Annotated in this window: 16 protein-coding genes; 10 read left to right on the top strand and 6 right to left on the bottom strand. The window is 41.7% G+C overall.

The annotated features are described in order from the left end of the window. The first annotated feature begins 294 nt into the window (after window positions 1–294). On the top strand, window positions 295–453 hold the full coding sequence (locus tag DCC82_RS17465) for a hypothetical protein (protein ID WP_015864043.1): 159 nt from the start codon (window positions 295–297) through the stop codon (window positions 451–453). A 72-nt stretch (window positions 454–525) separates the two neighbouring features. On the opposite strand, the gene DCC82_RS17660 is transcribed toward DCC82_RS17465, so the two are convergent. Next, entirely contained in the window at window positions 526–684 is a 159-nt protein-coding gene (locus DCC82_RS17660) for a hypothetical protein (RefSeq protein ID WP_015864042.1), read from the bottom strand. 296 nt (window positions 685–980) lie between these two features. Here DCC82_RS17660 and DCC82_RS10625 point away from each other — a divergent pair, with 296 nt between their 5' ends. The 8 genes from DCC82_RS10625 (at window position 981) to DCC82_RS18575 (ending at window position 6,249) form a co-directional block, all read left to right on the top strand. Next, entirely contained in the window at window positions 981–1,382 is a 402-nt protein-coding gene (locus DCC82_RS10625) for a hypothetical protein (RefSeq protein WP_041269682.1), read from the top strand. A 319-nt stretch (window positions 1,383–1,701) separates the two neighbouring features. Beyond that, window positions 1,702–2,409, top strand: coding sequence for a purine-nucleoside phosphorylase (deoD, locus tag DCC82_RS10620; RefSeq protein WP_015864038.1), 708 nt, complete (start codon window positions 1,702–1,704; stop codon window positions 2,407–2,409). Window positions 2,410–2,573: 164 nt separating this feature from the next. After that, entirely contained in the window at window positions 2,574–3,419 is an 846-nt protein-coding gene (locus DCC82_RS10615; protein WP_097354948.1) for a M15 family metallopeptidase, read from the top strand. Between the two features lie 206 nt (window positions 3,420–3,625). Then, the gene (locus tag DCC82_RS10610; protein WP_015864036.1) at window positions 3,626–4,504 is read left to right on the top strand and encodes a cation diffusion facilitator family transporter; all 879 of its coding nucleotides are present in this window, start codon (window positions 3,626–3,628) and stop codon (window positions 4,502–4,504) included. A gap of 152 nt (window positions 4,505–4,656) precedes the next feature. Beyond that, window positions 4,657–4,791, top strand: coding sequence for a sporulation protein YjcZ (locus tag DCC82_RS10605; protein ID WP_108430348.1), 135 nt, complete (start codon window positions 4,657–4,659; stop codon window positions 4,789–4,791). Window positions 4,792–4,893: 102 nt separating this feature from the next. Beyond that, the gene (rarD, locus tag DCC82_RS10600; protein WP_015864034.1) at window positions 4,894–5,826 is read left to right on the top strand and encodes an EamA family transporter RarD; all 933 of its coding nucleotides are present in this window, start codon (window positions 4,894–4,896) and stop codon (window positions 5,824–5,826) included. A gap of 130 nt (window positions 5,827–5,956) precedes the next feature. Continuing rightward, complete coding sequence (locus DCC82_RS10595) at window positions 5,957–6,055, top strand: YjcZ family sporulation protein (protein WP_073967981.1); 99 nt, start codon at window positions 5,957–5,959, stop codon at window positions 6,053–6,055. 35 nt (window positions 6,056–6,090) lie between these two features. Further along, on the top strand, window positions 6,091–6,249 hold the full coding sequence (locus tag DCC82_RS18575) for a YjcZ family sporulation protein (protein WP_081189615.1): 159 nt from the start codon (window positions 6,091–6,093) through the stop codon (window positions 6,247–6,249). 293 nt (window positions 6,250–6,542) lie between these two features. Here DCC82_RS18575 and DCC82_RS10585 read toward each other — a convergent pair whose 3' ends face one another. The 4 genes from DCC82_RS10585 to DCC82_RS10570 all read right to left on the bottom strand — a co-directional run bounded on the left by DCC82_RS10585 (window position 6,543) and on the right by DCC82_RS10570 (window position 11,261). Continuing rightward, a complete protein-coding gene (locus tag DCC82_RS10585; protein WP_097354574.1) occupies window positions 6,543–7,910 on the bottom strand; it encodes an MATE family efflux transporter in 1,368 nt (455 codons plus the stop codon). 99 nt (window positions 7,911–8,009) lie between these two features. Continuing rightward, window positions 8,010–8,663, bottom strand: a complete 654-nt coding sequence (locus tag DCC82_RS10580) for a TatD family hydrolase (protein WP_233252985.1) — start codon at window positions 8,661–8,663, stop codon at window positions 8,010–8,012. Continuing rightward, window positions 8,656–9,840, bottom strand: a complete 1,185-nt coding sequence (locus DCC82_RS10575) for an alanyl-tRNA editing protein (protein ID WP_097354573.1) — start codon at window positions 9,838–9,840, stop codon at window positions 8,656–8,658. Before DCC82_RS10575 ends, DCC82_RS10580 begins: the two co-directional genes overlap by 8 nt. A gap of 257 nt (window positions 9,841–10,097) precedes the next feature. Then, entirely contained in the window at window positions 10,098–11,261 is a 1,164-nt protein-coding gene (locus DCC82_RS10570) for a tetracycline resistance MFS efflux pump (protein ID WP_015864029.1), read from the bottom strand. 356 nt (window positions 11,262–11,617) lie between these two features. Here DCC82_RS10570 and ilvA point away from each other — a divergent pair, with 356 nt between their 5' ends. Then, the gene (gene ilvA, locus DCC82_RS10565; protein WP_097354572.1) at window positions 11,618–12,826 is read left to right on the top strand and encodes a threonine ammonia-lyase; all 1,209 of its coding nucleotides are present in this window, start codon (window positions 11,618–11,620) and stop codon (window positions 12,824–12,826) included. 40 nt (window positions 12,827–12,866) lie between these two features. Here ilvA and DCC82_RS10560 read toward each other — a convergent pair whose 3' ends face one another. Beyond that, entirely contained in the window at window positions 12,867–13,049 is a 183-nt protein-coding gene (locus DCC82_RS10560; protein ID WP_483299658.1) for a DUF6154 family protein, read from the bottom strand. Window positions 13,050–13,182: the final 133 nt, after the last annotated feature.

Below are 13,182 nucleotides of genomic sequence, written 5' to 3'. Positions count from 1 at the left end.
CTTGAAGCAGTCAAACTTCTTTGGAAGCCCCCACTTCAAATTTTCGCTAGAAATTAAGTGGGGGTAGTTCACGAGTACAGGAGATATCGTCTTAATTGATGAAGGACTAAAGGGGCAAGTGTATTACAAACTATGTCCGGAAGGATGGAAAAAAATTAATCGCATTCATATTCGTTAGTATAAAAATTCTAAATATTCTGTTTGAAAAAGAAAAAATGATGATATAATGAAGAAAAAAGTCGAATAGTTTACGTAAATTTCGGGTATGGATAATAAAGGAAGGGAGGCGATCACTTGGAGCGAAAAAAGAATAGCCGCGAATTTCCGAAACTAGCGCCGGGAATGGATGATGAGAAGGAGCTTGACGAAAAAGCGACAAAAGAAGAGATTGCCCGGGGGGAATATACAAAAGTAGTTACTTTATCATTTGATGAAGTAGATCCTTCCACATAGAAACCCTTGTGTTACACAAGGGTTTCTAGATTATTTTTTCATATAAAACGGCTTTCATCATTGATTGAATTGTTATGAATCAGGGTTATCGTGATGACCCGGTCCGTTTTTTCTGCCTCCCGCGGCGGAGAATTCTTTCGCATGGGCGGCATCCTCAGCAATCAACGCTTCTTTTGGGATATGGTTATTCTTTTTTTGGCCGTTGATGCGGTTTCGGTGTTTTTTACCCATAAACAGCTTCCTCCTTCATTTATTGTATAACTAGAAAAGCCTGTGACTGGAGCGATTGGGTGAAGTGGAAAACGGTTTTGAACCGATCCGACAGGCGCTAAACACTAAGGAAGTGTTTGTCCATGATACTTACGGAACAGAGTGAGTGCCTGCACGCAGGTGTAGGAAAAACTCTTACGTCCGTCAAAATCTGCGACTTTTCTCATGCAGAGGTTCAATATTAGTTTGTACAGTTAAAAGCGATTCATTCGCGAAAGTTTTTGCAGTTAAATGATGATGGGGAAGGGGAAACGATGATGGCCGCGCTTTTTGTTTCCTTGTTGCTTTGCGTAATATCTGCAGCCATTTTGTTATTTGTCAAAGAACAAATAGAACGAATATTTTTTCGTTGGAAAGACGTTCCTTTTTTACATGTGATGAACGTGCTTATTGCAGGGGGGATTGTGGCAACTTCTTATTATATGTTTAGCGATATTGACGTGCATTTGTCAAAAATGACATGGACAAAACAGTTTTTGTACGTTTATGCAGGAGCAATAGAATTATTTCTCCCTATGTATATACTCGGCTGTTGGTTTATTCGCAAACGAAAAGAACGGGAGAAAAAATATACACTGAGCAAAGATAAAAAAGTATTGTATATTAATGAAAAATATTTAGCGCGCCGCCGGGATGATTATCACTCGAAGACATCATAAACAAAGGGAGAATATTTCTCCCTTAAAACTTTGTTTTTTCTTTTTTCGAAGTAGACGGTTGATTACTCGAACGGGATGATGGATTTGTTTTATTCGCATATTCCACTGCTTGTTCCAATTTCTTTTTCATCCGCGTGATGCCTCCTTTCGAAAGTTGAGACGAATGTATACAGCAAAAGTGCCATGAATGTTGCCAAGGGGTATACTCAGTATGCCCGTAGCGATTATTTTTTACACATCACACTGATTGTGTGATATGATAAAAAGGGCATAAAACGTGGTGCCAAAGAAGATAGGATGAATAAAGGAGGTATACCGCTTGAGCATTCATATCGAAGCAAAACAAGGAGAAATTGCCGATAAAATTTTGCTGCCGGGTGATCCGCTTCGCGCCCAATATATTGCGGAAACGTTTTTAGAAGGAGCGACATGTTACAACCGCGTGCGCGGCATGCTTGGCTTTACTGGTACATATAAAGGCCATCGCATTTCCGTGCAAGGAACGGGAATGGGAGTTCCTTCAATTTCTATTTATGTCAATGAGTTAATCCAAAGCTATGGTGTACAAACATTAATTCGCGTCGGAACATGTGGAGCAATTCAAAAAGATGTGAACGTTCGTGATGTCATTTTAGCGATGAGCGCATCAACGGATTCGAATATGAACCGTTTGACTTTCCGCGGGCGGGATTATGCACCGACAGCGCATTTTGATTTGTTGCGGACTGCTTATGAAGTCGGTGTCGAAAAAGGGTTGAAGTTAAAAGTTGGCAACGTCTTTACCGCTGATATGTTTTATAATGACCAACCGGACTGGGAAACATGGGCGCGTTACGGCGTTTTGGCTGTCGAAATGGAAACGGCGGCGCTATATACGTTAGCGGCAAAATTTGGTCGAAAAGCGCTTTCTGTACTAACGGTAAGTGACCATATTTTAACAGGAGAAGAAACAACAGCCCAAGAACGGCAAACCACGTTTAACGAGATGATTGAAGTGGCGCTAGAAACGGCGATCCGTGTTGGATAATAGATGTTTAAGTTCAACGCGCGGCTATCGTATTTCATTGTCATTCGCATTTAATTATAGCCGCTTCTAACAGTCATTGCGATGAAGTGGTGCCAAATATAGCGAAACGGGATATGCTAGAACGTGGGCTTTCTGTCGTGTATAGATTCGGAAAAGGTGAAATAATGAAACAGCTGTTTCGATGGATGATTTTTGTATTGCTTTTTTTATTTAGCGGATGCAGTCAATGGAATGATTTTCCAGGGGAACATGAAAAAGCATCAGATAAAACGAATAAACATATAATCACTCATCATGAAAAGAAAGAAAATGAAACGCCAAAAAAACCGGCTGATTCTAAAGATCGTGAAGCGATAGATCCGGATCTATTGTTAGAACCGGAATATTGGAATATTGTTGAAGTGCAAAACGGCCAGAAAGTGATTATGAACCCAAGTAATATATTAGCGCTTGTGAATAAAGAACAATCGCTGCCAGCTGCATATAAGCCGAACGATTTAGTTGCACCGCGCGTTCCGTTTTCGTTTGCCGAAAAAAATGTGGACAAGCGGTATATGCGCGCCGAGGCAGCGAAAGCGCTCGAAGCGTTATTTGCCGCCGCTCGTAAAGAAGGAATCCAGCTTGTAGCCGTGTCTGGCTATCGTTCATATGAGCGCCAAAAAATGATATTTGCGGAAGAAGTAAAAGAAAAAGGAAAAGAGAGGGCGATTCATGCGGTCGCACTGCCAGGGCAGAGCGAACACCAAACTGGATTGGCAATGGATATAACAAGCCAAAGTGTTGGGTACAAATTGACGACTGCTTTTGGAGAAACAAAAGAAGGAAAATGGGTCGCCCTGCATGCGCATGAGTACGGATTTATTATTCGCTACCCAAAAGGAAAAGAAGCGATTACGGGATACCAATATGAGCCTTGGCATCTTCGGTATGTCGGCAAAAAAGCAGCAAAAGTGATGTTTGAAAGACAAATTACGTTAGAAGAGTATTTTCAAATCGTAAGGAAAATGTAAGGAGAAAACGGCCTGCAACCATCGGCAGGCCGTTTTTTTATTTTCTGTTGCATCATACGCAGTAGTGGTTTGCCTTTGCTCAAAAAAGTTACCCGAGTAAGAAAAAGTTTGTCCACATCTATACTCCTTCCAAAAGCCAACTTTGTTGCTATAGACTTACATGTTTTTATATTGGTACACTTATAAATGCAGAAAGGACAGCTAGGTTGGTGAAATGTGTGGAAACAAAAGGAAAAGCAGAATTAGGGGCTTGGGTCAGTATCGTTAGCTACATAATATTAGCGATAAGCAAACTCATCGTCGGTTCTATTGCTCATTCTGACGGCGTCAAAGCGGACGGATGGAATAATTTTAGCGATATTCTTGCTTCTGTCGCGATTTTAATCGGGATTAAAATTGCCAAAAAACCGCGCGACCGCAACCATCCGTATGGACATTCACGCGCGGAAAATATCTCATCATTAATTGCTGCGTTCATGATGATGTCCATCGGCATCGATGTGATCATTGAAGGAATTTCTTCCGTTTTTCAATCCGAAAAAGAAAGTGCTCCTGAGCCTTTCGCCGCATTTGTCGCTGTTGCATCTGCTCTTGTAATGATAGCCGTATATTATTTTAATGCACAGTTAGCGAAACGAACGAATAGTCAAGCGCTTGCTGCGGCCGCAAAAGACCATCTGTCCGATGCGCTTGTAAGCATTGGAACGGTCGTTGGAATTATTGGAGCGCAAGTTCGTCTATTGTGGCTTGATCCGCTTGTGGCTGCACTGATTGGAGGAATGATTTGTAAAACCGCTTGGGAAGTATTTATGGAAACGTCCCATACGTTAACCGATGGGTTTGACGAACATATGTTGACGACATACAAACAAGAAATCGCAGCCATTGATGGGGTAAAGAACGTTGCCGATATAAAAGCAAGAATGTTAGGCAGTTATGTCGTCCTTGATGTAACAATACATGTTGATCCAAATTTAACGGTGGTAAAAAGCCACGAAATTGCCGATGAAGTGGAACGCCTGATGAAAAAACGCCATAATATTGAAGCGATGCATGTCCATATCGAACCGGAAAGAACTCCTTAATCTGGGCATTTGCCCGGACGTTATGATGGGCGGATGCATATAATGACGGTGAATCGTCAAAGAAGGCGCCCGCTATAAGCGGTGTTTACTCTTAAATGATGGTTGTTTGTACTTGCCTTGGCCGTTATTTAACGAAAAAGGAGGAGATTATGATGTGGTATTATGATGGATATGCGCCGCATTACTATGGTTACGGTTATGGAGGCCGCTTTGGTTGCAGCTTTTCATTTACTTTAATAGTTGTCTTATTTATTTTGCTGATTATTGTGTTAGCGGCAGTAAGATAAAGACGCCTGTTTACGGCAGGCGTTTTTTCTTGGAAAAAAACAGAAAACGAATTATAATAAATCAGTAAAATGAAAGCAATAAAATAAAAAGGGGATAGAGCATTGAGTCAAGCAAATGAAGAGAAAATCGGAATATGGTATACGGCGTTTTCTTATTTGTTGTGGGGAATTTTACCGCTCTATTGGAAGCTTTTGGAGTCTCGTCCTGCGATGGAAATTTTAGCACACCGCATTATTTGGTCGTTTTTCTTTATGGTTGTGCTGCTTATTGTAACGAGGCAAATAGCATCGTGGCGAAAACAGGTTTCGATGATGATGAAAAAGCCAAAATTAGCAGGAGGAATAATCGCAGCGGCTATACTAATCAGCGTGAATTGGTTTGTATACATATGGGCGGTTACCCATGGGCATGTGGTGGAAACAAGCTTAGGTTATTATATTAATCCACTCGTCAGCGTTGTATTAGGAGTGGTGGTGTTAAAAGAACGGCTTAATTTATGGCAATGGATTTCCTTTATTCTTGCGAGTATCGGAGTTTGTGTGATGACTTTTCAATACGGTACATTTCCATGGATTGCGTTAACGCTTGCTTTTTCTTTCGGGATTTATGGGCTGGTGAAAAAACTGGCAAGCGTTGATTCCGCGATTGGTTTAACAGTGGAAACGATGGTCGTCACACCGATTTCTTTCATCTATTTGTTTATTTTATATGATCATTCTTCACTGTTATCAACGCTCACTATTTGGCAATTGTTATTATTGATTGGTGCTGGTCCGGCAACTGCGGTTCCGCTCTTATATTTTGCAAAAGGAGCAAGACGGATTTCGCTTACCATGCTCGGATTTCTTCAATATATCGCTCCGACGTTAACGTTATTGTCTGGCATATTTTTGTTTCACGAAGCGTTTACGAAAGCGCACGTATATACGTTTAGCTGTATTTGGGCGGCGCTTGTCATTTTTTCTTTTTCTAAAACAAAATGGATGCAAGGATGGCATGATAAAATTATTAATCGTAACTCATTTGGCATATAGAAAACGGATCGATGATATCGGTCCGTTTTTTATTTTGCATTGTGTTGAACACCCATTTTTATAAAAATATCTAACCATTTGCCATCCAAATGAATAGTCTACTAGTACAAAAGTGAAGGAGGTGCTCATGATGGGTGCAGGTTACGGTGGAGGATTTGCGTTAATCGTTGTCTTGTTCATCTTGTTGATTATTGTTGGATGCGCATGTATTGGTGGTTGGGGGTACTAACCGCTCGTTAAATTTAACATAAGGAGGTGCATACTATGTCATTTGGTTATGGTTTTGGCGGCTGGGGCGGCTGCGGCTGCGGCTTCGGCCATGGCTATGGCTTTGGCTATGGCGGGTTTGGTCAAGGCCGTAGTTTCGTGCTAATCGTCGTCTTGTTCATCTTGCTTATTATTGTCGGATCAGCATGGTTCTAATTGCCGGCTAGATAACACATGACAATCGGGAAGAAGCCGATCAACGGCTTCTTCCTCATTTTATTTTTACGAAAGACTTTTCGAGATCACCAATATAACGTTAGTGGTCGAGAATTACGCCGTCTGCGATGATTATTGTAAATAAGAAGAACGTGAACTAGAAAAAGCGAAAATATTGAAATAAGCATAAATGAAAAAGAGGCTTCCGCACAGCCTCTTTTTCATATGAACAAATCCGTTTCATTCTCTCTTCACCTTTCACAAATATAATAATGGAGAATGCCGGCTTTTTTTCATCCGTTTTCATTATGATGAACATGCTTGTAGCGGCGCTGGACATAGAGAAGGCGGAAAAAGAGGAATATCGCCCCAGAAGCTAATCCCGCAATCAGCCCAATCCAATATCCAAACGCTCCGAAAGAAGTGAAATTGGCAAGCGTATAACCGAATGGCAGCCCAATGCACCAATACGAAACGAAAGCGGCCCAAAATGTAGCGTTGACATCTTTATATCCTCTAAGCGCGCCTTGAATCGGAGCAGCTACGGCATCCGAAAATTGAAAGAAAATCGCATATAGTAAAAATTGCTCCGTCAAAAATAGCACATCTTGTTCGTTCGTATAAATTTTGGCAATATCCCCGCGGAAAAAATAAAGCAAAAGCGAAGTAACAATCGCTGTTGATACTGCCATTCCAATGCCGATAAAGCTATATTGTTTCGCATCTTGATAACGATTCGCTCCAACTTCAAAACCAACGGCGATCGTCAATGCTGTAGAGATGCTTAATGGGATCATATAAAGAAACGACGCGAAATTCATTGCGCTTTGATGAGCGGCGATCGTCGTTGTATGAAACTCGCTCATCAACAATGTGACAGCGGCGAAAATGCTCGTTTCAAAAAAAATCGCAAAACCGATCGGAAGCCCGATTTTTAATAGTTTTTTCCACGTAGTAAAAGAAATACGATAAAAACGCTCGAATAGGTTAAAGCGATCAAATCGCTGAAATCGGCGGACGATGATGACCGCTATAAAAAACGAATACCAATATGTGATCGTCGTTGCATAACCAGAGCCGACACCGCCGAGCTTCGGAAAGCCAAATTTTCCATAAATGAGTAAGTAGTTAAACAAAATGTTAATAGGAAGTGCCGTTAATGTGATAAACATCGTAATTTTCGTCTGGCCAAGCGCATCAATAAAACAGCGCAGAACGTAATAAAGAAATAACGGGATTATGCCAAATGAAAGGGCGATTAAATAATCATAAGCAACTTGTTGTACTTCTGCTTCTAAATTCATGTGATTCAAAATCGGATTTAAGGCGGCGGCACCGCCAGCGATGATGGCTAGGGAGATCACAATCGCTAAATACATCGTTTGGATCACCACATGAGGAATTTGCTCGTACCGCTTTGCTCCGAAATGTTGAGCGACAATTGGCGTCAGAGCGAGTAAAATGCCGCTCATTCCTGTAAAAATCGGAACCCACAAACTTGATCCAATCGCGACTCCTGCTAAATCACTTGAACTGGCATGTCCTGACATCGTAACGTCAGCAAAGTTCATCGCATATTGACCAACTTGAGTAATAAAAACGGGTAGAAAAATATGAAGCAGCTGTATGATTTTCTCTTTGTGTGTCATCGTTTGCAGCATCAAAACCGCCTCTTTTCCAATAAAGTTGCACTATCCATATAGATTACGAAAAAAATCGGAAAGAAACAATCATTTTGTTTTTAATAACGATTATATTATTTAGTCACACATTGTTCTAAATGCAAAATCGGAATGATCGCAATAAAAGATATATCCGTCTCTAAAAGCAATTGTTTGATTGGCACACGGGACAAAAGTTTTTGGTCCCGCGTGCGATAACAAACCTTCAGGAGTGATTGAAATAAAGTAGCCGCATGCTACAATTCTCTCAATGATCGCCGGCTCCGCTTTCAACCAGTGAAAGTGAGCCTTTTTTATCTTATTTTTCTGCAATATATGTAAAGCAGTTGAAGCTTTGTCGTAAACCGCGTGTATTGCTAGCGGTAATGAGGCCGCAGCAGCAGTACGAACGATTTGTTCAAAGAAATCGCGATAATCAGAAAATCGTAAAACAGCTTCAGCAGAATAATAAGGAAGACCGACTTCTCCAATAGCAGAAAGATGTGGGCGTTCGATCTGAAGAAGACGAAGCCATTCTTCCCATTCTAATGATGATGGAAGAGGCTGTTCGGGATGAAACCCAATCGCCGCATAAATGAAATCAGGAAATTTTTGTTTTAGTTCGAGCGTCCGATAGCTGGAACGAAGATCGGTCGAAACGGCCACTACCGCGGCAATTCCTGCTTCTTGCCATTTTTTTATCTCTTCTTCGATATCGTTATATTGATCTAAATGAAGGTGGGCATCAATCACTAGCAATCACCTTTGTTATTTCCGTTTCTAATAAGCGAATAAATGTGTGCATGTCATGGAGCGAAGAAAATGTTGCTTGTGCTTGACGATCACTTCCTCCTCCTTTTCCATTCACTGCTTCTAGCTTTTGCTTCAACCATTGGCCGACGTGCAGCGAAAGGGAAGGAGCTTTGATGATGACGATGCGATGCTCCAACAAAGTCGCTAAAACGGCCGTTTTATGGTAACGATTTGCAATTTTGTTGGCAATTGCTTGCAAATCTTTTAACGTATATTGCTCATAGATGCGAATGATCACCTTTTCTGCTTGCTGTGCCGCTTTCTCTGCTTCGATATCGTACATCACTTCTTTACATTGTTGCAACTGTTTTTGTAGTTCTTTCTTTTCGTCCTCCCATTTTGCAAGCACGTCTAACAGCATATCCCGGTTTGTTCCAAATTGTTGGGAAACGGTAGTAAGAATACGATGGGAAATGCGATAATCGCCAAGAGCGCGTTTGCCGCAAACAAATGACAGGCGCGTCATGCCGCGATGACGTTCTGTTTTCAGCAGCTTAATGATCCCGATTTCTCCTGTACGCGATACATGAGTTCCGCAGCAGGCTGAGACATCGACTCCTTTGATTTCGACGACGCGAATATTCCCTTCGATATCGGGAAACTTCCGAAACGGAATTGTGTGTGCTTCTTCTTTTGTCACATAGTACGTTTCTACAGGAATATTGGCGTAAATAAGTTCGTTGGCGCGATTTTCAATGGCGGTGAGCGCTTGCTCGGATAAAGAAGGAATGTTTAAATCAATCGTTACTACATCAGTGCCCATATGAAAACCGACCGTATGGGCGTCAAAAAGCTCTATGCAAACAGCGGATAATAAATGTTGCCCGCTATGTTGTTGGGTATGGTCGAGACGGCGAGCCGCATCGATTTGGCAATGAACGGTGGATGTTTTAGGCAAGGAAGGGAGACGATGATACACTTCCTCGTTTTCTTCAAATACTTCTAATACACGCATTCCTTCAATCGTTCCGCAATCGGAAGGCTGTCCGCCGCCTTCTGGATAAAATGCCGTTTCTGCTAATGTGACAATATATGTATCTCCATCTTCACGAGCACTTGTGATTGTCGTTGTCCATTCGCTTGTCGATGGAGAAGTGTAATATAATTTCACGGTCATCGTTCTTCGTCCTTTCCAAGATTGTCTGCTTTTATCTTACCAATTTTTATCGTGGCTGCCTACTTTTATATAGTTTTTACCATGCATAAAATGTTTTCCTGAAAGAGATGAAAAAATATTTCACAATCGAAATAGTGGGATAAAATTTCATGAACAAACAAGGGGATGGGCTGTTGATTATTTAGATAAAGAAACAATCATTTATGTTATTAAACTATGTTCTAAATAACCAATATGAAAAAGAGGGAGCTTCCCTCTTAAGACGAAACTTGCTGTGACTGTTTTGCAAAAACATGATAAAGGATCAACGCGAAACAGGATAATACAATACCTGCTAAGTATGGAAGTTCGATCATTGTTGTAAACATCTGTCCGGCAATTGGAGGTCCGATGATGCGCCCAAGGGAGTCAAACGAAGAAAGCAATCCGGTAGCACGCCCTTGGCCGCTTGATATATGTTTAGTGACTAGCGAGGATACACAAGGGCGGATGACGCCGTTTCCGATGCCAAAAATCGATAAAAATATAGCGGCGGTCAGGAAGTTGTGAACGAATAAAATGAGGGCAAATCCAACGGCTGATACAATGATTCCGCCTTGAATGACGCGGCCTTCACCAAATTTTTGAATTAGTTTTCCAATGAGCCCTCCTTGGACAATCGCACTTGCAAGCCCCATAATCATAAAAATATAGCCTAATTGCGAGGAATATAATTCTGCGCGTTTTGCTGCGTAGTAAGCGAATGTTGCTTCTAGCCCAGCCAATGAAAAAGTAATAAGCCATTGAAGAAGGTACAGAAATAAAAGCGGCCCTTTTAGTATGTACCATATCGGTTCTTTTGTTTTTAAAGTTGCCGGTTGTTTTTCTTTTGTCAATGATTCTTTCAAAAAAAGAAGCACGAGACATGCGGTAACAGCGGATAGTGTTCCTGAGATAAAGAAAGGAATATGCAAATTTATTTTCGAAAAAATGCCGCCAATCGCAGGACCAAAAATAAATCCAAGACCGGTAGCGGCGCCGATAGCCCCCATTGCTTTTCCACGTTCTTGCGGTGTCGTGACGTCAGCAACGTAAGCCATTGCGGTAGGAATCGTAGCTGCTGATAGCATCCCGCCGATAATACGGGCGATAAATAACATCGTAAGTGTTTTTGACACGGCAAACAAAAAGAACGAGAGCGACAATCCGGCGATGCCGATGAATAAAATTGGTTTTCGCCCGTAACGGTCGGACATCTGGCCCCAAAATGGAGCGAATAATAGTTGCATCAAAGAGTACGTTGCCATTAGCAGTCCTAATTGCGTAGGAGTGGCACCCACTTCTTCTGCTAAAAAGGGAAGAACCGGGATGATAATGCCAAAACCAGACATCACCAAAAACATAACGGCAAATAAAAGAGAAAGAAAATTAGCCTTTTTCATATTGTTACCTCCGATCGTTCATACTTCTTTATCATAATGAAGTTTATGGGAATTTGCAAAACATTCTAGGAGGAAGCGCACGAGAAACATCCTAACATTGCATCATATTATTGGAGAGATAGGATTTGCCTCGATTAGGAACGCATTGGGCAGATTTTTAATTTCTGTATTGGGGTGATGGATGGAGTCAGTATATTCGGCTTGCTTGCGTCATGATTAGGATTTCCTTTCTTTTTATAGCACATTTAAAAAAAGATGAAAAGTTATATTGGGGTATAGTTTGTAGACAAACTACTGTTTTATGTATAATTATCAGTGGCAACTTTGAAATGAATGATAGCTAGGTGATGAAAACGATGTTAACATTGAACGATGTTTTAGAGGCAAGGGAAAAAATGAAAGGGATTGTTCATCAAACTCCGCTTGAGCATTCCCAAACATTTACCAATCTTTCTGGCAATGAAGTATACATGAAGCTCGAAAATTTGCAAAAGACGGGATCGTTTAAAGTGCGGGGATCATTTAATAAAATTATGTCGTTAAGCGAAGAGGAACGAAAGCGCGGGGTGATTGCCGCTTCAGCTGGAAACCATGCTCAAGGGGTCGCCTACTCCAGCGGCATGATCGGTATTCCATGTACGATCGTCATGCCCAAAGGAGCGCCGTTAAGCAAAGTGGAAGCAACGAAAGGTTATGGAGCGGAAGTTATTTTACATGGCGACGTATTTGACGAATCGCTTGAGTGTGCGTTCGAATTGCAGCGGCAGCGAGGAGCGACGTTTGTTCATCCGTTTGATGATTTAGCGGTCATGGCAGGCCAGGGAACGATTGGCTTAGAAATTATCGAACAGCTCCCGGATGTCGATGTTGTCCTATGTCCGGTTGGGGGCGGCGGACTTCTTGCCGGATTGGCATTTACATTAAAACAGTTGAAACCATCGATTCAAGTATATGGAGTCGAATCGTCTGCTTGTCCTGGAATGACGGCGGCGCTCCGTCATAAAAAGCCAATAACCATTACTTCTTCTGATACGATTGCCGATGGCATCGCGGTGAAAAAACCAGGAAATATTACGTATCAATATATTGAAAAATATGTCGACGGCGTCGTCTGTGTCGAGGAAGCGGAAATTTCTCGAACGATGCTATATTTATTGGAACGTAACAAGCTGCTGGTCGAAGGTTCTGCGGCGTGTCCGCTTGCGGCGCTATTGTATCAAAAATTTCCATTTACTAGAAAAAAAGTTGTCACCATATTAAGTGGGGGCAATGTCGATGTCACCCTCATTTCACGAATCATTGAACGCGGGCTCGTCGAATCTGGACGGTTTGTGACATTTACGACTGTTATCTCCGATAAGCCTGGCCAGCTCAATAAACTGTTGCGAATTATCGCCGAATTGGAAGCAAACGTTATGTCGATTCACCATCAGCGCATCGGAGCAAAAGTGTTGCCGGGGCAGGCAGAAATTCATTTCTCTCTTGAAACAAAAAATCAAGATCATATCCAGCAAATTCATCAAGTATTATTGAAAGAAGGATATGACGTCGAGTTTCTCCAATAACATCAAGGGATGGCGCAGGCACGCCATCCCATCTTGTTTTTCAATGAACATTTGGCATATCTCGCAGTTTTGTTTGTCCGATTCCATCATGTGCCATTTTCGCTTTTAGGCTTTCAAGAATGTAAAGCCCCACCATCCCCATTAATTCCTCATCGGTCATTTCTTGAATGAGCTGCAGCAAATCATTGCGGTCGAGCTCTTCCAAAATCGACATCGTCATCACGAGAACATCCGCCGGAAGCCCACTGCTTTAGCTGCGGGAGGAAGGCGGGGTTTATATTTTTAGTATATATTGAATTTTTCGTTCAGTATAAGTACACTGGATTTAGAAAGGTAGGTGAATCAAGAATGCTCTG

Source organism: Geobacillus sp. LYN3 (assembly GCF_003064505.1).
Lineage (GTDB): Bacteria > Bacillota > Bacilli > Bacillales > Anoxybacillaceae > Parageobacillus_B > Parageobacillus_B toebii.
This window is presented reverse-complemented; position numbering and strand designations above follow the sequence as displayed.